The following is a 22711-nucleotide window of genomic DNA, read 5'->3' on the forward strand; positions in this document are numbered from 1 at the left end:
AGAAATGCTCTGCTACATTTATATATAAGACAAATTTTATCATTTGATACATATATCTATCAGAAAATCCCCGCAAAAGGAGTGTTATGATGGGGCAAAAAGACTGCACTAAAATGACCGTGGGCGGACAGGCTGTCATTGAGGGTGTCATGATGCGCGGTCCCAAATACGTGGCTACGGCAGTGCGTGAACCGTCCGGACAGATCAGCATAAAAAGGAGTCCGGTAAATTCATTTGGTGACAAATATCCTATTTTAAAAAAACCTTTTCTGCGCGGCATTTTGTCATTGGCAGAATCCTTGGTGATTGGCATGCAATCATTATCATACTCAGCTAAAATGGCCGGTGAAGAGGAAGAAGATAAGCTTTCTGACAAAGACATGGCCGTCACCATCTTAGTATCATTAGCGGCAGCAGTTATTTTATTCATCGTAATCCCCACCGCCGCTGCCAAATTTTTCCCCACTGATAACCCAATTTATCGGAATCTTGGAGAAGGAATACTGCGCCTGTTGATATTTCTTTTATATATTTATGCAATATCACGTATAAAAGACATTTATCGCGTGTTCCAATATCACGGTGCTGAACACAAAACTATATTTGCTTATGAGGCCGGTGTCCCGCTGCTGCCAGAAAACATAAAACCATTTCCACGCTTTCATCCGCGCTGCGGTACGTCTTTTTTACTTATTGTGATGCTTGTCAGTATCGTGGCATTCGCTTTTCTCGGCTGGCCTGATTTATTATACCGGATATTGTCCCGAATAATTTTATTGCCGGTCATTGCCGGCATATCTTATGAAATCATCCGCCTTTCGGCTCGTTCAGACAATCGTATAATACATTTAGCAACGCTGCCAGGCCTTTGGCTGCAAAGACTTACGACCAGGGAACCTGACTGTGCGATGATCGAGGTTGCTGTCAAGGCGGTGGAAGCTGTTCTTGTCGAAGAAAAGGCAGAAACTTCCGAAGCATCCAATGCAGCCAGTCCATCATTTGTCTGCCCCGCCGATAATAATTGATTTTATAAAGAAAGGATTGTAGTCTGTGTTCGACAAGTTAGATGCCATCGAAGGAAAATATCGGGAATTAGAATCACTCATCAGCGATCCGACGATTTTAGCCGATATGCCCCGTTGGCAAAAATATAGCCAGGAACATGCCGCCTTAAGCGAAATTGTCAGCAAGTATCGTGATTATAAGCGGGTAATTCGTGAATTAAAAGAAAATAAGGCCATGCTGACTGAAGAAATCGATGATGAATTTAAACAACTATTAGAAACAGAAATAGTTTCATTAGAGATATCAAAAGAATCTTTCGAAACGGAACTGCCTATATTACTTCTCCCTAAAGATCCCAATGACAACAAAAACGTAATAATCGAAATACGCGGTGGTGTAGGCGGTGAAGAAGCGGCATTATTTGCCGGTGATTTATTTCGCATGTATTCCAGATATGCAGAATCAAAAGGCTGGAAGGCCGAAATTCTGGATTCCAACCCCACGGAACTTGGTGGGTTCAAGGAAATATCTTTCAGTATCGAAGGCCATGGTGCTTACAGCCGGCTGAAATACGAAAGTGGAACACATCGTGTCCAGCGCGTACCCGCAACCGAATCAAGCGGACGAATACATACTTCGGCTGTTACGGTAGCTGTCTTGCCGGAAGTTGAAGATGTTGAAATTGATATAAAACCAGCTGATTTACGGATAGACACTTACAGAGCCAGTGGCGCCGGCGGCCAATACGTAAACAAAACAGAATCGGCCATCCGTATAACCCATCTCCCCACCGGCATAGTAGTACAGTGCCAGGATGAAAAATCACAATTAAAAAACAAAGAAAAAGCCATGCGAGTGCTGCGGGCCAGATTAAATGACGCAGCGCAGCAGTCCCGTCATGACCAAATAGCTGCCGATAGGAAAAACCAGGTCGGTTCAGGTGACAGAAGCCAAAGAATAAGAACTTATAATTTTCCGCAGGGACGTGTGACAGATCATCGTATCGGGCTTACACTACACAAATTAGACAGCATTTTAAACGGTGAACTTGACGAGATAATAGCTGCGCTCATAACTACCGAACAGGCAGAAAAACTGCAACAGGTTAAATGATTATGACAAAAACCATAAGACAGTCCAATAATTCTAAAGTGTGGACTATTGGCAGTATTTTAAAATGGACCCAGGCTTATTTCACTGAAAAAAAAATTTCCTCGCCACGTCTGGATGCAGAAGTTTTATTAGCATATTTACTGCAGAAAGAACGCATATACTTATATGTACATTTTGATGAACCCTTACAGGAAAATGAACTGACAGCCTTTCGCAACATAATAAAAAAACGGGCTGCCCGGATACCGGTTGCTTATATTACCGGTCAAAAAGAATTCATGGGACTGACCTTTAAAGTCAGCAGTGCTGTCTTAGTACCGCGCCCTGAAACAGAATTATTGGTAGAAACTGCAATAAATAAATTTTCTGATTATAAGACAGTTAATTTTGCCGACATCGGAACAGGCAGCGGTGCTATTGCCATATCACTGGCCAAACTGCGCAATAACTTTTCCGGTTGTGCCGTCGATATTTCAAAAGAAGCATTAACTATAGCAAGAACCAATGCTGAAATTTTTCAGGTCAGTGATAAAATCAAATTTCTTCAAGGAGATTTATTAGCTCCATTATATGAACAGAACGATTTTAATAAACTTGACCTCATCATTTCAAATCCTCCTTATATCCCACTCAGTGATATGGACAAATTAGAACCGGAGATCCGCAAGTACGAACCGGCTAATGCTTTAACTGACAATAATGACGGCCTTGGTTTTTATCGCCGGCTTATAAATGACAGCAGCCGTTTTCTTACTGATAATGGAGCTTTGGCTTGTGAATTTGGCATCGGCCAGTCTGCTGCCATAAAGGAAATGGCACAAAAAAACGGTTGGGGAAAATACGAAATATTAAAAGATTTAGCAGGAATCGAGCGGGTGATCATACTATGGAAACAAAAATATTAAAAATGGATACAGCGGCAGATGAAAAGTTGTCAGTTGCCGCACAAGCGATAAAAAATGGTGATTTAGTAGCTTTCCCTACTGAAACAGTGTATGGCCTCGGTGCAAACGGGCTTGATGAAAAAGCGGCAGCCAAAATTTATGCTGCCAAGGGACGTCCTTCCGATAATCCACTTATACTGCATATTGACAGTATCAAAATGTTAGCAATGATAACTGATAAAGTTCCGCATATGGCAATGGAAATAATGGCTGCTTTTTGTCCCGGACCAATAACGATGATTGTTCCCAGAAAAATTGCCGTTCCTGATCGAATAACCGGTGGCCTGTCTACAGTGGGTGTTCGTATGCCTGATAACGACATTGCCAGAAAGCTGATCACATTATCAGGCGTGCCGATAGCCGCTCCCAGTGCCAATCTTTCCGGCCGTCCCAGTCCTACGACAGCAGCAACAGTATATGATGATTTGAACGGACGCATACCGTATATTTTGGATGGCGGCCCTTCTGATTTTGGTGTTGAATCTACTATCGTTGACTGCACTGAGTCAATACCAGTCATACTGCGGCCCGGAGCAATTACTAAAGAAATGTTGGAAGAAATTTTCCCCGAGGTCCGTGTTGACCCTGCTTTGTCCGGTAAAAATTCTGTTCCCAAAGCTCCCGGCATGAAATACCGTCACTATGCGCCTAAAGCCCCAATGATTTTACTTAAAGGCCGCAAAGAAAACATGCTCGCAGCCTTTACCAAAGAACTGTCCAAATGCAAAAAGGCCGGCCAATCTGTCGGTATAATAGCCAGCCATGAAGTGACGAATCTGCTCCGGCACTCATATTCATATGATTATGGAAGCCAGAATGATTTATTTCATATTGCCGCTGATCTTTATAATGCCCTACGTTACTTTGATGATAAACCTGTCGATATACTTCTGGCTGAAGGCACCACGGAAAAGGGCATTGGGCTTGCCATTATGAACCGCTTAAAAAAAGCCAGCGGACAGAACATACTTTCAGTATAATACTTTCAGCATATAAAAATAATTAATAATAATTGCCAGTATTTGCTATTAGCTAATCGTTTATGTTAAAATTATTTTAAAAATGATAGGTGGTGTAAATATCCTTCGGGATATTGGACTATGAAAATTGTTATTGGCTGTGATCAAGGTGCACTGGAATTAAAAGAACACGTAAAAGAAGTATTGTCAGAATTCAAGGATATTACCGTCGAAGATGTCGGCACATATAATACGGATTCGGTGGACTATCCGGATATTGCTGAAAAAGTCTGTTCAAAAATAACTTCAGGCCAGGCAGACAGAGGTATTGCCCTTTGCGGTACCGGCATAGGTATTTCTATTGCCTGCAATAAAATAAAGGGAATAAGGGCAGCGCTCTGCCATAATGTCTTCACAGCGCGTATGTCCCGCCAGCATAATAATGCCAATGTATTATCTATGGGAGGCCGCGATATAAGTTTCGGGCCGGCTTCAGAAATTGTCCGTGTATGGGTAACAGAAAAATTTCTGGGCGGCCGTCATGAACGCCGTGTCAATAAAATTACTGCTTTGGAAAATGGGCAGTGAGCTTAAAACTTTAGGAGGATGTACATGAATCTCACAGATGACTTATCGAAAGTAGATTTAGAAGTAAACAATGCTATCAATGCCGAACTTGCCCGCCAACGCAATAAATTGGAATTAATTGCCTCAGAAAATATTGTAAGCCGCGCTGTCATGCAGGCTCAGGGCAGCGTACTCACAAACAAATATGCTGAAGGATATCCTGGCAAGCGTTATTACGGTGGCTGCGAATGTGTCGACGTCGTTGAACAGCTGGCTATTGATCGTGTAAAAAAACTATTCGGCGCATCTTATGCCAATGTGCAGCCACATTCAGGCGCACAAGCCAATACCGCAGTTTACTTTGCTCTTCTAAACCCAGGTGATACAATAATGGGAATGAATCTCACCGATGGCGGCCATCTCACCCATGGCAGCCCGGTTAACATTTCCGGTACATACTTTAATATTATTCCTTACGGTGTAAATAAAGAAACTGAACGTATTGATTACGATGCATTGCACGAATCAGCCAGAAAACATCATCCTAAATTAATAGTTGCCGGTGCGAGTGCTTATGCCAGAATCATCGACTTCCAGCGTTTATCGGAAATAGCCAAAGACGTCAATGCCTATTTAATGGTCGATATGGCTCATATTGCCGGGCTAGTTGCTGCCGGGCTGCATCCCAATCCAATCGAATATGCTGATGTAGTGACATCAACGACCCACAAGACTCTGCGCGGCCCACGCGGCGGAATCATATTATGTCGTGACGCTGAATTTGGCAAACAATTCAATAAGGCTATTTTCCCTGGTACTCAGGGCGGCCCTTTAATGCATGTAATAGCAGCTAAGGCCGTTGCTTTTAAAGAAGCACTTAGTGATGAATTTAAAGAATATCAACGTCAAATAATAAAAAATGCCCGTGCATTATCCGAAGCTTTGATTCAAAACGGGTTTCGCATCGTTTCCGGCGGAACAGACAATCATTTAATGCTCGTTGATCTTAGAAGCAAAAACATTACCGGCAAAGAAGCCGAAAAAATACTTGATGATATCGGAATCACCGTCAACAAAAATACCATTCCATTCGAACCACTCAGTCCGTTTGTAACCAGCGGCATACGACTGGGCACCCCGGCTCTTACAACACGTGGTTTGAAAGAAGACGATATGCGTGAAATAGCTGCTATCATCGGCATGGTGCTCGATAATCCTACTGACGAAAATACAAGAACACAAGCTGCCGACAAGGTAAAGTCTTTGTGCGAAAAATATCCTTTATATTGATACAAAAGGAGCAATAAAATGACTGATCACTTGAATGTAACTGTTATTGACCATCCGCTTGTCCAGCACAAATTGACCTTAATGCGAATGGAAGAAACCGGCACCAAAGATTTCCGTGAATTACTGGAAGAAATATCTATGCTGATGGCTTACGAAATAACCCGTGACCTGCCTTTGACCGATATTCAAATCAAAACACCGGTCTCAACCTGCACATCCAAAACCCTTGATGGTAAAAAAATGGGACTTATTCCCATTTTACGTGCCGGTTTAGGAATGGTTGACGGTATTGTCAAGCTAATTCCTACCATAAAAATCGGTCATGTTGGCATGTACCGTGACCCTGCAACGTTAAAACCCATCGAATATTACTGCAAACTACCTACTGATGTTGCTGAACGCACTTTAATAGTGGTTGACCCGATGCTGGCGACCGGTGGTTCGGCGGCTGCAGCCCTTTCGTTGTTAAAAGCAAAAGGTGCTCGTCACATTATCTATCTATGCTTAGTTTCTGCACCCCAAGGTATAAAAGCCATCAACGACATGCATCCTGACATCAAAATTTACACTGCCTCAGTAGACGAACGCCTCAACGAACACGGCTACATCGTACCGGGACTCGGTGATGCCGGTGATCGCCTATTTGGTACATTATAATTTATCATTTATTTATAATTGGAGTAAACAATGAATCAATATCATCGGCCTGACTGGACCGAATATTTTTTAGATATCGCCAAGGCTGTAGGCAGACGTTCAACTTGCTTTCGCCGTCGTTATGGAGCAATTATAGTAAAAGACAAAATAATAATAAGCACCGGTTACAATGGTGCACCGCGCGGCGAAGATAACTGTATTGATACCGGAATATGTGAACGTGAGCGCCAGCATGTCCCCAAGGGACAACGCTATGAATTATGCGTTGCTGTCCATGCAGAACAAAACGCCATAATAGCTGCCGATCCGGTGAAGATGCAAAATGCCACGATTTACATTGTCGGCTATAATGAAGATGGTACGCCGGCTTCCGGTAAGCCCTGCCTTTTATGCCGAAGAATGATCTGCAATGCAATGATTGCCAGGGTAGTATATTTAGAAACAGACGGTTCAGTCGTAGAAAAAAAACCTCAGGAAATCTGTTAATTTTTAGTGGCCTTTTGCGCTGTCGATTGATTTATCACTTTTTATGTTAAATAACCGACAGCATAAGGGGCCATTTGGTTCTTATTTTAGAAAAACTAATTGATATATTTCTTGTATTGGGGTAAGATAATAGCAGTGTTCGGGATTAATTGCCAGCAATTGCTCATATAGACAGAGCCGTTGCCGCAGCGAATTCTCTAATACATTTTATTTTCTGCCATATAGTGAAGGAAGTGCGCTGTAAAGATGCCGAGTTCGGTTTTGGCCTTTATTATTGCTTTAGTGATTGTTCTGCTGATAACACCCGTTATAATAAAATTTGCTATCAAAACAGGAGCGATGGACGCTCCCGATAAAAGAAAGGTACATCACCAGCCTATTCCGCGTTTAGGAGGACTGGGCATTTATATTAGTTTTCTTATTGCGGTCGTCTTTATATCTCTTACCACTGATATAACAGCCGGGCACATAAACGAATTATTAGGGCTTTTGATAGGTGGCACGTTCATTGTAATAGTGGGAATAATTGATGATTATACTAACCTGCCTGCTAAAATCAAACTTATCGGCCAGATAGCTGCTGCCTGCATATTAGTATCCTTTGATGTGCGTATTGATTTTTTATCCAATCCATTCGGTGATTGGATATTTCTGGAATACTTGTCTTTACCATTTACTGTTTTTTGGATCGTCGGATTGACTAACACAGTTAATTTAATCGATGGACTGGACGGATTAGCTGCAGGTGTATCTACAATAGCCTCTATCACTTTGCTATTGGTTGCCTATCAGCAGGGTGATATGTTCACTGTGTTTATTACCGCAGCATTAGTAGGTTCAGCCTTAGGGTTTTTAAAATATAACTTTAATCCTGCCCGTATTTTCATGGGAGATACAGGCAGTATGTTTTTAGGGTTTATTTTAGCGGGCGTATCTATTATCGGTGCCGTAAAGAGTGCTACTACAATTGCCCTTATCGTTCCCATACTGGCACTTGGCCTGCCGATATTAGATACAGCCTTTGCCATTATCAGGCGTTACCGTGGCGGCGTACCTATTTTTAAACCTGACAAAGGACATCTGCATCACCGTCTTTTGGATCTTGGCTTTACACAAAGACAAGCTGTCTTGTTGATGTATGTTTTCAGCTGTTTTTTGGGAGTGAGTGCGATAGCACTTACCCAGGTCAATGAATATGTCGGTATTATAATATTGGTATTTATAATATCGGTCATTATTTACGGGGCAAAAAAAATCGGTATATTCCATCCCAAAAATAATTTGCATGCTTAATAATATTCAATAAAATATTTCCGTGCCGGATTAGTAATGAATGCATTCTCCGGTTGTTTACCGACAGGAGGGAACCTTTATGAAAAACAAAATCAAAGTAATGACGGTTTTTGGTACAAGACCGGAGGCAATAAAAATGGCCCCGGTTGTATTGGAACTAGCGAAACATTCGGAAATAGAACCAATTATTACTGTCACGGCCCAACACCGTGACATGCTCGATCAAGTATTACACTTGTTCTCGATAACGCCGGATTATGACCTCAACATTATGGCTGCCGGTCAGACTCTATTCGATATAACCGACAAGGCCATGCGGGGACTGGACAAGATTTTTACCAGGGAAAGTCCCGATATAGTGCTTGTCCACGGTGATACAACCACGACTTTTGCCGGAGCACTGACAGCCTATTACCACGAAATATCCGTAGGTCATGTTGAAGCCGGATTACGGACCGGTAACAAATATTCTCCGTTTCCCGAAGAAATGAACAGGAAGCTTACCGGAGCATTGACAGATCTGCATTTTGCCCCCACACAGGTATCTTATGAAAATCTGCTGCGTGAAAATGTCTCCGCAAAAAACATTTTCATTACCGGTAATACTGTAATTGACGCATTACATAAAACTGTTGGCAGCAATTATGCTTTTACTGATAAACTATTGCAAGACATTGATTATAATAAACGTATTATTCTAGTGACAACTCATCGCCGGGAAAATTTAGGTGAACCGATGCGCCATGTTTATAAAGCCATGAAACAACTCGTTACGGAATACCCGGATATAGAAATGGTATTCCCCGTTCATAAAAATCCACTGGTACGCAAAGTTGTCAACGAAGAATTAGGCGGTTTAAACAGAGTGCATTTAATAGATCCACTGGATTACGAACCGTTTGCTAATCTGATGCATAGATCCTACTTAATATTAACAGATTCCGGCGGCATACAGGAAGAAGCTCCTTCACTAGGCAAACCGGTACTGGTGCTACGCGATACTACCGAACGTCCCGAAGCGATAAAAGCCGGCACAGTAAAACTTATCGGCACGGAGCGTTCCCGTGTATATAATGAAGTCAAATCTCTGCTGGAAAATAAAGATGAATATATCCGTATGTCCAATGCCTGTAATCCATACGGTGACGGTAAAGCCGCTCAGCGCATAGTTCAAGCTATATTGTATCATTATGGTTTCACTAAGGATCGACCTGAGTCATTTCTTTCCAAGGCATAAATTTAAAGTTCATCGGTTTAATACCGATGAACTGCCTTTATATAACTTATTTTCTCTGACTTAATTTTTACGACAATATTAACAATTTTCTTTAAATATATTTTCGTGTTATATCACTGATAATTTAGATATATTTCTAATTAGAATAATTTATAAGTAAAGGATGTCAACGCAATGAACTTAAAAACCAGAATGTACGCTTCATATGCAGTAGTAATAGTTCTGACTGGAATTATCGGACTATTCTCACTGTATTCATTAGCTAAGGTGGATGCCCACCTGACCGAACTCGGCAATCAGAGGATCCCGCAATTAAACATAGTGGCTAACATCGACAAAGAACTCAATGCATACATAGCTGCGCAGCGCAATGTCATGCTGCGGCCTGCTTCTAATGAAGGCATAAGCCAAATGCAAAGCACCGAACAAATAATAGATGACAACCTAAATAAACTGCATGATGATCCACTCTCCGAACATAAAGACCAGATAGAACAGATAATGTCGCTTTGGCAGGATTATAAAAAGTTATCCAATGACCGCATAAAAATGTTTAGAGCCGGACAAACATTGGAATCTGACGAAGTAGGCACCCAAACCGCAAAAACAAGAGAAATTCGCAATCAACTCAACGACAGTATAGCCAACTATATTAAAGAAGCAAATACTGCTACAGAAAAGACCGTAGCCGACGGACAAAGCGAATATGGTAAGAGTAAGATCATGACTGCTGTCGGATTATTCATTGTCTTGATATTGGCAATGGTCATCGCTACACTGGTAACAAAATACATGAGCAAATTCATCAATTCCTTTTTAAGCGTATGCCAAAAAGTATCTGATGGTGATTTGAAACAGCAAATTGATTTCAACGGCAGTGACGAATTCGGTGAAATGGCTGCTGTCTATAATAAAACCATAGCTGACATAAAAACCTTGATCAAGACCATCCAGACTACCACGGGAAATGTTGTCAACACTGTTTCACAGGTGGCAACGGGTGCTGATCAATCAGCCAATGCCATCCAGAATATTGCCCAGTCCGTAACCGTAGTTGCCCAATCAGCCGATAAACAATCCAAAGGCATCAGTAAAGCCACTAAAGATACAGCCAGTATGACAAATTATATGAAAGCAGTGTCCCAAGACGCCAAGACAGCTGCCGATGATGCGGAAAAAACACTCAATATCGCTAACGAAGGTACTCAGATAATGTTCTCAACGATAGAACAAATGAAAGTCATCGAAAAAACGACCAAAAATTCTTCTGCAGTTATATCCGCTTTGGGACAAAGATCAAAAGAAATCGGTCAAATTGTCGACACGATATCCGGTATCGCCGGACAGACAAACCTCCTGGCCTTGAATGCTGCTATTGAGGCAGCACGTGCTGGTGAACAGGGCAAGGGATTTGCTGTTGTTGCTGAAGAAGTACGTAAACTTGCTGAACAGTCACAAGATGCAGCTCAACAGATAGCCGAATTAATAAGCCGCATCCAAAAAGAAACCCAGGAAGCAGTGGATGCCATATCCACAGGAACTGGTGAAGTGCAGCAAGGAATAGAATCAGTCAACAAATCCGGTGAAGCTTTTTCCAATATAATGCAGACAACCGCTTCAGTGGCAATGCAGGTACGTGAAATGTCAGAAACCATGGTGGAAGTTGCCAAAAATGGCGAAAATATTCTTGAAAAAATGCAGAATGTCGACAAAGAAACCAAAGTGGTGGCCGGAGAAATGGAAAATACATCTGCTGCCACAGAAGAACAAACAGCATCTTTAGAAGAAATATCTGCATCATGTCAAAATCTGCAGCAAATGTCTGACAAGCTGCTCAATGAAACCAAAAAATTCATTATGTAATTTTTAAGATTTAATTTATATATCAGCTTTAAGGCTGTCACACGTAAACATTTTTATTCATAAACAATGTAATATTCCGTTTTCTGTCACCTTTAAAAGGGTTTTAATAAACGGTAATATTTTGCATCTTTATGAGGACAATGCTGTTCGTGTGACAGCCTTCTTTTTATCTGCCAACTGAAAAATGTAAATAACATTGATTTTTCTTCCAATTCTTAAATAAATGAAAAAAACTGGCCGCTGATATTGCAATTGTATATGTCATTTACATAATTACAATATTATATTTATGTTATTTTATATTTTTGTTAATTAAGTACTGTTTGACAGAACCATCCATTCAATATACTATAAAATATATTTATCAGCTGTGGTTATACATATGGCTGGCAATTATTTCATTTATGATAAGAGGTTATTACTATGAAAATTGGAAAAAGTCTTATGTTTGCTGCCACTTTGATAGTCAGCATATTAACGGCAGCAGGGTGCGGACAGCAGCAAAATATTAACCAGACATCATCTTCATCTGATACTGCCCGACAAAAAATAATCATCTCAGCAGCAGCCAGCCTCAAAGATGTAATGAATGCCCTGGCCGATGAGTACAAAAAAGACCATCCCAATGTCGACCTGACATTCAACTTAGGTGCCAGCGGTTCATTGCAAAACCAGATAGAGCAGGGTGCTCCTGCCGATATATTTATTTCAGCGGCACAAAAACAAATGAACGCCTTGGCCGATAAGGGTCTGCTTGCCGACAATACCCGCCAGGATCTGCTCATAAATAAAATCGTACTTGTCGCACCAAAGGACAACAGCACCGATCTAAAAGATTTTTCTGACATCACTACTGATAAAGTGCATAAAATAGCCATAGGCGACCCCAAAAGCGTACCGGCCGGTCAATATGCCGAACAAATATTCAAAAATCTTGGTTATAGTGATGCCGTCACCCCCAAAACAGTTTATGCCAATGATGTACGTGCTGTTTTAGCCTGGGTTGAAAATGGTGATGCCGACTGCGGCCTGGTCTACAAAACAGATGCCGCCATATCAGATAAAATCAAGATTATCGCCGAAGCCCCTGAAGGTTCAAATAAACCTATAATATATCCCGTTGCCATCTTAAAATCATCCCAAAATATCGATGCAGCCAAATCCTTTGTCGATTTTCTGCAAACACCGGCGGCCAGTGCAATATTTGAAAAATACGGTTTCACTCCCGCAAAGAAATGATAGATTACTCCCCGCTTTTCATATCGGTTAAAACCTCTTGTATTGCCACTATAATAGCCTTTTTTACCGGAATATATGCCGCCTATATAATCGTTAAGATAAAGCGCTTTAAAGGCATACTTGATGCCATATTGACACTGCCGCTGGTACTCCCCCCTACAGTCGTCGGTTTTTTACTGCTGATTGCCTTCGGTAAAAACAGCATAATCGGACAGCTGCTGTTAAAAATGGGATATTCGCTGGTTTTTTCATGGGAAGCGACTGTTCTGGCAGCCGTGGTCGTATCATTTCCTCTGATGTACAGGACTACTCGCGGTGCTTTTGAACAGATCGATAAAAATATAATCTATGCTGCCCAGACTCTCGGTATAAGTGAATGGAAAATATTCTGGCACATTATGCTTCCCAATACCCGTCACGGTCTAATTGCCGGTGTTATACTGACATTTACCCGCGCATTGGGAGAATTCGGTGCAACTATAATGGTGGCAGGCAACATTCCCAAAGTCACACAAACAATTTCCACTGCCATTTATTCAGCTGTCCAAGCAGGTGATAATACCGCTGCCGTTTTTTGGGTAGGCATTATCATAAGCTTTTCATTCATTGTTATCGTACTGATGAATTTTTGGCTGAAATACAATGAAGACAGCAAAATAAAAGTTCCCGCCGGAAATGGGGGCTGAATATGTCACTGATAGTAAACATCACCAAAAAGCTCAACAATTTTACACTTAATGTTGACTTTAATGTGGAAGATGAGATTTTTGCAATTTTAGGAGCCTCCGGCTGCGGTAAAAGCATGACATTAAAATGTATTGCCGGCATAGAAACTCCTGACAACGGTCATATCGAATTCAATAAAAAAGTCCTCTTCGACAGTAAAAAATCCATAAATTTATTACCGCAGAAAAGGCACATCGGCTATTTATTCCAAAATTACGCTCTATTTCCCAATATGACTGTCCGGGAAAATATTCTCTTTGCCGCAGACGGCAATAAAGCTGAAAAGAATAAAATTGTAGAAAAAAATATCAAAAGATTTCATCTCCAAGGTCTGGAAAATAATTATCCGGCCAGTCTATCCGGCGGGCAGCAGCAAAGGACAGCTTTTGCGCGGATACTAGCCGCACGGGCAGAGCTGCTTATGCTGGATGAACCTTTTTCAGCACTCGACAGCTATCTGAAATGGCAGCTTGAGCTGGAACTGAGCGAACTACTCGAACGATACAAAAAAACAACACTTTTCGTATCTCATAACCGAGATGAAGTATACCGTTTATGCAGCCGCATAGCCGTGATGGATCAAGGAAACATTGAGGTAATAAGTGATAAATACGAACTATTCAATAACCCCCAGACAGCAGCCGCTACTATTCTTACCGGCTGCAAAAATATATCCCATGCCAAAAAAATAGATGCGCATCACCTATATGCGTCTGATTGGCAGCTGACTCTTACCTGTCGGAGGGAAATACCGGACAATTTAACCTATATAGGCTTCAGGGCTCATTTTTTTACGATTGAAAATGAACCGGATGCCGCTAATTGTTTTCCCTGCCGAATAGATCGTGTAATCGAAGATACCTTCTCTTTCGTTATCATGATACGGTCTGCTGAAGCAGACACCTCTGCCAAAACCATGCGCTGGGAACTTTCCAAAAACAGCTGGTTGAATTTATCAAAGAAAGCTATTTTTTTATCAATACCTGAAGAAAAAATTATTTTACTAAAGAAATGAGGTGATATCTATGAAATTAAGCGCCAGAAATCAATTGAAAGGCACTATATGCTCAATCGATACCGGCAGTGTAAATGACATTGTCAAAATCAAATTGTCCAGTGGTGACATTATTTCCGCCACCATCACCAAGCAATCAGTCCAGGAACTGGGCCTGGAAGTAGGCAGACCGGCATACGCCGTCATAAAAGCCAGCTCCGTAATGGTAGCTGTTGATTAATGATTGCACAAAAAAGCTGTCGCACGTGACCATTTTCCTTCATAATATGCAATCACACTCCCTTTACCGTCTTAAAAAGACGAAAAGCAGGTGTTTGCCCGTTTATGAAATAAATACCGTGCGGCAGCCTTTTTATTTTGCTGTATGACCATGGATATACTCCTCATGGCACCGGACACTAAACTGCGGTGTCGGCAGATAATGACAGATAACTTCATCTCCACTGCACTTCAATAGAAATGTATCAACAAACGGACTTTGACTATAAACCAGTCTTATACTGATTTCATTCTCGGCGATATTACAGGCAGCATAAGCGTTATTATAAAAAATAGTCGCACAGGAATCATAGTCCAAACTCTCACCGGTGATATTTTTTTCCCAATGGTCATATCCCGCCCGTAAATAAAACTTTTTAGTCATTGTTTCCAATACTAAAAAAATTTTTTTAGCTCCGGCTGCCCATTTAATAAACATTGATTGCAATCCCAGCATGTTATTATCAAAAATAATTTTTTCATTTACCGGTACCGCGCCCTTAGTTTCTCCATGATACGGTCTGCTGATTTCCCAGATCCTGCCCGGCTGCGGTCTTATTGATGATTCATGCTTATCCGGCAGCAAAGAACCGGCAAAATCCCACACGGCCGACAGCACCGCCGGTGCAGCTTCCTGCTCAGTACCGCCGGTGATGGCAATGACCATGTTCTCATCCGGCAGAATAATACAATACTGCCCAAATATTCCTGCGGCCCTGAAAGCGTGTCTATAGCTGCACTTCCAAAAATAATATCCATAACCGCACGCATCATCAGTATTGGTACATCCCGTTGTATCTATATGGACAGCGGACAATTTGTCCACATATTTTCTTTGCAGCAGTTCCTTTCCACCATAGATTCCTTTATTCAGCAAAAACAGACCAAATTTTGCAATATCCATTGTTCTGATATTCAATCCATATGACCCGGGATTATATCCCTGCGCATTTTTTTCCCAACTGACGTTATTCATCCCCAGCGGCACAAATAATCGTGGTCGAAGGTAATCAAATAAATCCATGCCTGTCAGTTCCTTTAACATCGCTGAACATAAAAACGGACAACGATTGTCATAAAAGAAACTCGTTCCCGGTTCATTTTGCAGCTGTAACTGTAACGCCTCCCTTATCCAATCACTGCAAAGATAAAATGACTGGATACCCTGCTCAACATATCCAAAGGTCATAGATAAAAGATTACGCACAGTTACTTTACGCATTCGCTCACCCGGAAGAAAATCTATTTTATTTTTCAATACGTCGCATACTCTTGTATCTTCTGATAAAATTCCCTCCTGCATGGCAAACATCATCGCTGCCGCAGTAAAACTCTTGCTTATTGAATAAACACTTTGCCCTTGATTCTTATTATAAGGGTACCAGTAAGCTTCGCCAAACAGTTTATTATCACGGAAAACTACTAATGAATGGCTGCCCAGCATGTCAAGTTTATCCAATAAGACTGCCAGACCCGCTGAACCATTTACCGTAATATTTCTCATATGCTCCTCTTTCAGTCGGGCAGTATTCTCCGTAACTGCACACCTATATAAGCTGCCAGCAGATCCTTAATCACATCACCTATTATAAAAGGCAGTACACCGACAACTACTGCCTGCATAACAGAAATTTTAGTTGTCAGACACAGCCCCAGCACTCCGAAAAAATACGAAACCGGGATACTGACCAATCCGGCTGCGAAATAACGAAAAAGCACCGGTTTTTTCCCCTTCAGCTGACTGCACAGCGGATATCCCGCTATAAATCCCCAAAGATAACCGCCGCTCGGTGAAACCAGCACACCAGCACCGCCGCTGCCACCGGCAAAAACAGGCAATCCTACCGCTCCCAGTAAAAGATAAACCACCATAGCGACAAATGTCTGCGCCGGTGTCAGCACAAAAGCTGTCAGCAGCATTGCCAAGGTTAAAAACGTGAAAGGCACAGTCGTAAACGGAATAGGGAAAGACAGATATGCCGATACACAAATAATTGCCACACAAACAGCTATCTTAGTCAGGCCGCGCGTCGAAGCCATAATATCAGTCCTTTATATAAATATTCAATACCGTTCTTATTACTACTTTAATATAACACATTGCCCAATATAGTCAACCTATTATATACATCAGTTAACAAATTATACGTTTTTTGACAAAAAAATAAAGCGTATGGCATATCGCCTACACTTCAGCTTTGCAACATTAATGGTGGGCAGGGATGGATTCGAACCATCGTAACCTCACGGTGACAGATTTACAGTCTGTTCCCTTTAACCACTCGGGCACCTACCCATTAATGGTGACCCTGGCAGGATTCGAACCTGCGACCTTTTGATTCGTAGTCAAACACTCTAATCCAACTGAGCTACAGGGCCATATATGAAATTGTGTTGGTGGGCAGGGATGGATTCGAACCATCGTAACCTCACGGTGACAGATTTACAGTCTGTTCCCTTTAACCACTCGGGCACCTACCCATTGATGGTGACCCTGGCAGGATTCGAACCTGCGACCTTTTGATTCGTAGTCAAACACTCTAATCCAACTGAGCTACAGGGCCATATTCTTTTCATAACTGCGATAACTATTCTACCATAAAGGAAATACAGTGTCAATGATTTTTGATAATAAAAAACCTGCCCTCATTACCGAAAGCAGGTAAAAAATCACTTAGACAATGCATTGACCTTATTGGCTAAGCGAGACTTACGGCGAGCTGCAGTATTCTTATGGAAAATATTATCGGCAGCTGCTTTATCTATTTTTTTGCAGGCAGCGGACAAAAATGATTTTGCTTCTTCCGCATTACCGGCTTTAACTGCATCATTAACCTTACGAAAAGCGGTCTTAACGGTTGATTTAACCGCTACGTTTTTAGCACGGCGTTCAGCATCAGTTTTTACACTCTGTATTGAAGATTTTATATTTGGCAAGTAATTCACCCCTTTATAAGCCATTTCATTTAAATATTCTATCACGTAATAATACTTAATGCAAGAAATTATCCTGAATAAATGATAATATTAATTCAAAAAGAAGTTCTTTGCCATTTACCAATATATTTCATAATAATGTCACGATAATTTCACATATGGTCATATCCTATCGTGCTATAATCCGGTTGTAAGTAGTAAACAAACATTTACTAAGGAAGTGTTGTAATAATGTTTAATTTTAAAACCAAAAAAGTAACCGCTTTTATTCTTTCATCCTGTATGGCGGTCTCCGTACTTGGTACCACTGTTGCAGAAGCCAGTCCTTTTGACCACGGTCCAGATTGGGCGCAGCATGACTCGGATTGGCAAAATGACCACGACAGGCAATGGCGTGACCATGACCAGGAATGGCGCGAGCACGACAGACAGTGGCGCGAACATGCCAATGATCGCCATTGGCGGGAAATACATGCGCACAGATGGCATGAATGGTATAAGTGGCACCATGAAAACGGTGATGACGGCTATGACGCTTTTTTAATGGGCATAATTGCCGGCACCGTGCTTTCACAATGAACATCCGCTGACAAACAGGACTGCCGCACGCGGGCATTTCATTCATAGATATTGCCGTATTCCGTTCTTTCTGTCCGTCTTTAAAGGGCAAAAAGCCGCGGTGGTATACTGCAACCCTTTATGAGATCAATGCCATGCAGGCAGTCCCTTTTGCATTGGTTTAGTATTTAATTATATTTATGCAGCACCATCAAAATGAATATTCCAGTGTCATATAGAAGGTCCGTCCCTGCTGCGGATAGGGAATGGTACTTCTTTCATTATCACTATAATTTGTCATTTGCTTTGGTCCTTTATTGCCGATATCATTGACACCGGTTATCAGTCTCAGCTGCTTGTCAAAATTATACTTCATCCCGATATTCAAAAGCCCAAGCGGTGTATAATACATACAACTTGATTGGTTATACCATGGCAGTTTATCAGTCCAGTTGTATTCGCCGAAGATACTGAGCTTATCTCCCGGGAAACGGTAGTCAAGCCGGGCATTGACGGTCCAGGCCGGCGTCCATGGCAGCGGCTGTCCCTGCCAGACCGTATTGCTCATATTGGCTCCCGGCGTATAACCCTGCTTTACCAAAGAATTCTGCCAGGTGGCCGCCAATGACAGATCATAGCGATGCCAGTGCAGCTTGCTGTTGAATTCCACACCATGCACTTCACCGGCTCCGTAGTTGGCATACCATGTGGCGCCCCATATAGGATTGAACATAGTCGTCATCGTATTTTCCGAGTTGCGGCGGAAATAGGTCAGGGTTGTGTCGCTGTCCGAGCCGAGCAGCCTGCCGGTCCAGTTGAGCGAGGCATCCCAGTTTTGTCCATGTTCGGCAAACACATCCGGGCTCCAATTTGAATTGGAGCGGTAATTTTGCCATCTGGATACCAGATTGATACCGTCACCGAAGATTTCATACCAGCTGGGCAGGCGATAGTAGGTGCCATAGGTGACTCTGGCAGTCAGGTGCTTGTCGAATTTCTTTTTGAGTGCCAGGTTATAGCTGTTGAGCCAGCCCTTGCCATTTTGTATCTCGATTCCCATGTCGGAACGCTGCGACCGCACCAGCGGAGTAAAGGTCAGGCTGCCCGAATCGTCCAGCTTCATCGTGTCCTGCAGCTGGAAGTAATAGTTGCTCATATTGTATTTTGGCAGGAAGTAGTCCTTATATCTATCAATGTTGTATCCGGTGGAATAAGTATAGTTGGTGGCAAAACCTACATCCATAGTTTCCTTGCTGCCACTCAGCAAGAATTCCAGCAGATGGTTGCCCATTTTCCAGGTACCGTCGACAGAAGCATTATAGATGTTATTCTTGAATGTATTGGTGCCGAACATCAGCCCATCCATAAGTTTTTCGAACAATGCCTGTTTATTCTGGTGAATGGCGCCCAGCTGCCAGCCCCATTCCAGATTGCCCGCCTGCTGGCGGCGGCCAAAGGACAGTTCCGTTTTTTTGGTATCTATAGTACCGCCCATTATTACAGATTGATTTATCCAGCCACCACCATAATCTTTATAGCTGTCCGATGAATCTATCCGGGGAAAATCCATACTTATTGCCTGCGGGGTATGGGTGACATTATCGGTGTAGTTCAGCTTGACAAACCAGTCCTTATCCTGCCACTTGAGCAGGATGTTTTTATCGTTATAGCCGTTGTTTTTGCGCCAGCGCTTATCGGGTACACCGGTAGGCGTTATGTGTTTCTTCCCGGTAGGTATCTCAGTCTCGGACCAATAATTCGGCACCATGTTATATTGGAAGTCATTTTCCGCCTGTTCTTTATTGAGCGCCAGCAGCAGACTGCCGTCGCCAAGCGGTGCCGTGGTTTCCAGATTGAACTTCTGGCCGCCGAAAGAACGGATGCCGTAGCTGACCTTGCCGCCGGTCTTGGTCGGTTTTTTGGTGACTATATTGATTGCCCCGCCCATTGCCGCTCCGGCAAAACGGGCCGGGATATAGCCGCGGTAGACCTCGATGCGCTGGACATTGTCGATATTGAGGTTTTCCAGGTTGACTGCCGCTTCACTGCCGGTATTGACCAGTACGCCGTCCATATAGATGCTTACCTGGCTGGCCGAGGAGCCGCGTACGCGCACGGTCGTATAATGGCCGGTACCGCTCGACAGCCGGTCGATGTAGACGCCCGGTACTGTCTGCAGCAGATCGGCCAGCGTTTTTTGCTCGCCTTTGTACTTCGGCACGTCGATTACCGATACTGTACCCGGTGACAGCTTGCTTTCCCAGTCGGGACGATCGGCTTCGACAAGCATCGGCGCCAGCTTTGTTTTCCCCTCATCAGCCGGTACTGCAGCATCGGCTGCTCCGGTATCAGCAGGCGGCTGGGTGCTTTCTGCCGCTGCGGCAGAAGTCCGGTTGTTTTCAGGCACCGGCACTGATACCGGCTGTCCGTCGGCAGCCGGTGAAGCAGCCGCCGTATCGGCGGCAGGTTTCATTTTCCTGCCGGTCTGCTGCACGGCAGTCTTGTTATCGGCCGGCCGTACTGCCGGTGTCGCACCATTGGCCGTACTGCCGACCGCCGGTTCATTCCTGCTGACGGACTGGGTGGGCTGGCTGTCCGGAACCGCTGTCTTCGGGGCAGCTGTCCGTGCCTTTTGGGGCTTGGCCGGACCGCCCCAGTACCAGGTAACACCGCCGTTTACCTGCCATTTGGTATTGACATTGCCGCCGAAGGATTTGTTGACACCGATCCAGGCGTCATGGCTTTCTCCCAGTTTGATACTGCTGCCCAGGGACACATCATACCAAGTGTCCCGGCCTTCAAGATTATCGATTTTCTGCGAAGCGAGAACGGGATCTGCCCCGACTTCCAGTTTCATTGACTCAGGCTGCATGGCATAAAACATGGCATCATTGCTGCTAAAGTCATGGTTGGCTGCCAATTTCAGGTAGGCTTCACCGCTGTGGCTGCCCTGTCCGTATTTTCTGCCCAGGGTTATCCCGGCATGGCCGGTCAGCATGCCGGTCTTGTCCTGCATGTATTCAAGGTCATTGGCCGTGCGGAAATCATAGGCCCGTGTGACGCCATAAGACAGCCCGATCTGCGGTTCCAGGAACCAGCCGTTGTTTCTTGTTATATAGCGGCCATAGCGGGCACCGATGCCGTAGCTCTTGCTGATAAAGTCCTTGGTATAGGTATTATCAAAGGAATCGGTATAGGCGTAGTTGTTGTCGACCTTGCTCCAGCGCAGCATGGTATCAAGGTAATGTCCCTTCTGCCCTTCCCAGAGCATATAGGCACCAAAACCGAGGCTGCTGATATTGCCGGAGCCGCTGTTGTAGTCGGCACCGCCGGCACTCTGGGCACTGAAATCGGCGCCGGAATTGAGCTTGCTGACAAATACGCCGGTATGCACCCGCCCGTTGAACAGGTCACGGCTGCGCAGCTTGTCATAGCCGACCTGGATTCCGCTGTAGCTTTGGTCGAAGCTTGAGCCCTGGATACCGCCGAAGGTGTACCTGCCCTGCCAGTTATTGACATAAAAACCTTCCGGTGACTTGCTGCCGGTACGGTCGGCAAAGCGGATATCGTCACCGTGCTTCCATAGTACATCATCTTCGATACGCCACATATTGCGGCTGGCCAGTGCCGCATTGGCCGCCGAGTAAGCCCCCTGGGAAAGATAATTCTGCCGCCGGGCTGTCCAGACCAGGCTCCACATTCTAGTTGTAGTATAGTCAAGTTGCGGATTAAGGTCATCCTGCTGCACCTGTGTCCACAGCAGATATTTATTGATGGCACCGTCAAGATGGTACTCGCCGCTGCCCGACACATTAAATTTATCCATTGTGGCAGTATCTGAATTGGTTATACCAAAAATATCAGGTATTTTGTTCTTCAGCACAGCTGCTGTCTGGTGATCCCATGGATAGTAAAGAGTAGTGCCAGTCAAGCCTTCGCCAAAATGACTGCCGATGATATAATGCAGTGTAACATTTACAGTTGGATATTCAGCTGAATTAATTATCTGCGGTGCATTCAGGAATATAGAATCATTACCACCCATGGAGCCATAAGTGCTTCGGTCAAAAACAGCTGTTCCCATATTAAGCCGAAAAGCAATATTGCCTTCAAATTTGCCATTATCTATTTCCACAAATCGGTTTGTATTAATAGAGGTTGCTGCCGACCAGGGATCATAGCCGTTTTCCTGAGTATAACCGTTGGCAGCACTGTATTTATATGCCAGATCTATCATGGAACCGGAATGCATGGTTAAAGCACTCGCAAAAATTGTAGACTTAGCATCCAACGGACGCCATATTCCTCCATTTAAAATATTAATAGGTTCATTATATCTGGAAACCGGTGGTCCGCCGGTCTGTGTATCTCTGGCATAGGTAGTATAAATGCCTCCACTCGTGATATTATAAGTTCCGCTTGGGTCGGCATTTATTCCCCAATTTATGTAATTGGCGTTTTCTCCATTTATTACCAGCTGATCCCATGCCTCACAGGGTGCGGTATAAGTAAGCAAAAAAAACGCCAGGGGACATGATATTATATATTTATTATTCCTTTTCAA

At 43.3% G+C, this 22711-nt stretch carries 20 protein-coding genes and 4 tRNA genes; 16 read left to right on the forward strand and 8 right to left on the reverse strand.

The window, feature by feature from the left end; all coding sequences use genetic code 11:
* Positions 1–86 precede the first annotated feature (86 nt).
* The 15 genes from F8M42_RS11740 to F8M42_RS11810 all read left to right on the forward strand — a co-directional run bounded on the left by F8M42_RS11740 (position 87) and on the right by F8M42_RS11810 (position 14614).
* Positions 87–1025 (forward strand): DUF1385 domain-containing protein, encoded by a 939-nt coding sequence (locus F8M42_RS11740; RefSeq protein WP_229711346.1) that lies wholly within the window; start codon positions 87–89, stop codon positions 1023–1025.
* 25 nt (positions 1026–1050) lie between these two features.
* Positions 1051–2118, forward strand: coding sequence for a peptide chain release factor 1 (prfA, locus tag F8M42_RS11745; RefSeq protein ID WP_182186839.1), 1068 nt, complete (start codon positions 1051–1053; stop codon positions 2116–2118).
* Positions 2119–2120: 2 nt separating this feature from the next.
* A complete protein-coding gene (gene prmC / locus F8M42_RS11750; protein WP_182186840.1) occupies positions 2121–3023 on the forward strand; it encodes a peptide chain release factor N(5)-glutamine methyltransferase in 903 nt (300 codons plus the stop codon).
* A complete protein-coding gene (locus tag F8M42_RS11755; protein WP_182186841.1) occupies positions 3005–4042 on the forward strand; it encodes an L-threonylcarbamoyladenylate synthase in 1038 nt (345 codons plus the stop codon). Before prmC ends, F8M42_RS11755 begins: the two co-directional genes overlap by 19 nt.
* Positions 4043–4162: 120 nt before the next feature.
* Positions 4163–4609 (forward strand): ribose 5-phosphate isomerase B, encoded by a 447-nt coding sequence (gene rpiB / locus F8M42_RS11760; RefSeq protein ID WP_182186842.1) that lies wholly within the window; start codon positions 4163–4165, stop codon positions 4607–4609.
* 24 nt (positions 4610–4633) lie between these two features.
* Positions 4634–5878, forward strand: coding sequence for a serine hydroxymethyltransferase (glyA, locus tag F8M42_RS11765; RefSeq protein WP_182186843.1), 1245 nt, complete (start codon positions 4634–4636; stop codon positions 5876–5878).
* Between the two features lie 18 nt (positions 5879–5896).
* The gene (upp, locus tag F8M42_RS11770; RefSeq protein ID WP_182186844.1) at positions 5897–6535 is read left to right on the forward strand and encodes a uracil phosphoribosyltransferase; all 639 of its coding nucleotides are present in this window, start codon (positions 5897–5899) and stop codon (positions 6533–6535) included.
* A gap of 30 nt (positions 6536–6565) precedes the next feature.
* Positions 6566–7021 carry a deoxycytidylate deaminase gene (locus F8M42_RS11775; protein ID WP_182186845.1) on the forward strand — a complete coding sequence of 152 codons (456 nt, stop codon included), beginning with the start codon at positions 6566–6568 and terminating at the stop codon, positions 7019–7021.
* A 246-nt stretch (positions 7022–7267) separates the two neighbouring features.
* Positions 7268–8314 carry a glycosyltransferase family 4 protein gene (locus F8M42_RS11780; RefSeq protein ID WP_182186846.1) on the forward strand — a complete coding sequence of 349 codons (1047 nt, stop codon included), beginning with the start codon at positions 7268–7270 and terminating at the stop codon, positions 8312–8314.
* Positions 8315–8393: 79 nt separating this feature from the next.
* Positions 8394–9551: a non-hydrolyzing UDP-N-acetylglucosamine 2-epimerase gene (wecB, locus tag F8M42_RS11785; RefSeq protein WP_182186847.1), complete on the forward strand. Its 1158-nt coding sequence runs from the start codon at positions 8394–8396 to the stop codon at positions 9549–9551.
* Positions 9552–9725: 174 nt separating this feature from the next.
* Positions 9726–11414, forward strand: a complete 1689-nt coding sequence (locus tag F8M42_RS11790) for a methyl-accepting chemotaxis protein (protein ID WP_182186848.1) — start codon at positions 9726–9728, stop codon at positions 11412–11414.
* A gap of 423 nt (positions 11415–11837) precedes the next feature.
* A complete protein-coding gene (gene modA, locus F8M42_RS11795; RefSeq protein ID WP_182186849.1) occupies positions 11838–12653 on the forward strand; it encodes a molybdate ABC transporter substrate-binding protein in 816 nt (271 codons plus the stop codon).
* Positions 12650–13339, forward strand: a complete 690-nt coding sequence (gene modB, locus F8M42_RS11800) for a molybdate ABC transporter permease subunit (RefSeq protein WP_229711347.1) — start codon at positions 12650–12652, stop codon at positions 13337–13339. The genes modA and modB overlap by 4 nt, the downstream gene beginning before the upstream one ends.
* A gap of 2 nt (positions 13340–13341) precedes the next feature.
* On the forward strand, positions 13342–14394 hold the full coding sequence (locus F8M42_RS11805) for a sulfate/molybdate ABC transporter ATP-binding protein (RefSeq protein WP_182186850.1): 1053 nt from the start codon (positions 13342–13344) through the stop codon (positions 14392–14394).
* A 10-nt stretch (positions 14395–14404) separates the two neighbouring features.
* On the forward strand, positions 14405–14614 hold the full coding sequence (locus F8M42_RS11810; protein ID WP_182186851.1) for a TOBE domain-containing protein: 210 nt from the start codon (positions 14405–14407) through the stop codon (positions 14612–14614).
* 132 nt (positions 14615–14746) lie between these two features.
* On the opposite strand, the gene F8M42_RS11815 is transcribed toward F8M42_RS11810, so the two are convergent.
* The 7 genes from F8M42_RS11815 to rpsT all read right to left on the reverse strand — a co-directional run bounded on the left by F8M42_RS11815 (position 14747) and on the right by rpsT (position 17589).
* A complete protein-coding gene (locus tag F8M42_RS11815) occupies positions 14747–16156 on the reverse strand; it encodes a serine hydrolase domain-containing protein (protein WP_182186852.1) in 1410 nt (469 codons plus the stop codon).
* 11 nt (positions 16157–16167) lie between these two features.
* Positions 16168–16692: a biotin transporter BioY gene (locus tag F8M42_RS11820; RefSeq protein WP_182186853.1), complete on the reverse strand. Its 525-nt coding sequence runs from the start codon at positions 16690–16692 to the stop codon at positions 16168–16170.
* A 170-nt stretch (positions 16693–16862) separates the two neighbouring features.
* Positions 16863–16948: transfer RNA gene (locus tag F8M42_RS11825), tRNA-Tyr, on the reverse strand.
* Between the two features lie 5 nt (positions 16949–16953).
* A tRNA-Arg gene (locus tag F8M42_RS11830) sits at positions 16954–17031 on the reverse strand.
* Positions 17032–17047: 16 nt separating this feature from the next.
* Positions 17048–17133: transfer RNA gene (locus tag F8M42_RS11835), tRNA-Tyr, on the reverse strand.
* Positions 17134–17138: 5 nt separating this feature from the next.
* Positions 17139–17216: transfer RNA gene (locus tag F8M42_RS11840), tRNA-Arg, on the reverse strand.
* Between the two features lie 106 nt (positions 17217–17322).
* Complete coding sequence (gene rpsT / locus F8M42_RS11845; RefSeq protein WP_182186854.1) at positions 17323–17589, reverse strand: 30S ribosomal protein S20; 267 nt, start codon at positions 17587–17589, stop codon at positions 17323–17325.
* A 231-nt stretch (positions 17590–17820) separates the two neighbouring features.
* Here rpsT and F8M42_RS11850 point away from each other — a divergent pair, with 231 nt between their 5' ends.
* Positions 17821–18168 (forward strand): hypothetical protein, encoded by a 348-nt coding sequence (locus F8M42_RS11850; protein ID WP_182186855.1) that lies wholly within the window; start codon positions 17821–17823, stop codon positions 18166–18168.
* Positions 18169–18358: 190 nt separating this feature from the next.
* On the opposite strand, the gene F8M42_RS11855 is transcribed toward F8M42_RS11850, so the two are convergent.
* Positions 18359–22711, reverse strand: a complete 4353-nt coding sequence (locus tag F8M42_RS11855) for a TonB-dependent receptor domain-containing protein (RefSeq protein ID WP_182186856.1) — start codon at positions 22709–22711, stop codon at positions 18359–18361.

Source organism: Pectinatus frisingensis (assembly GCF_014076555.1).
Taxonomy (GTDB): Bacteria; Bacillota; Negativicutes; order Selenomonadales; family Selenomonadaceae; genus Pectinatus; species Pectinatus frisingensis.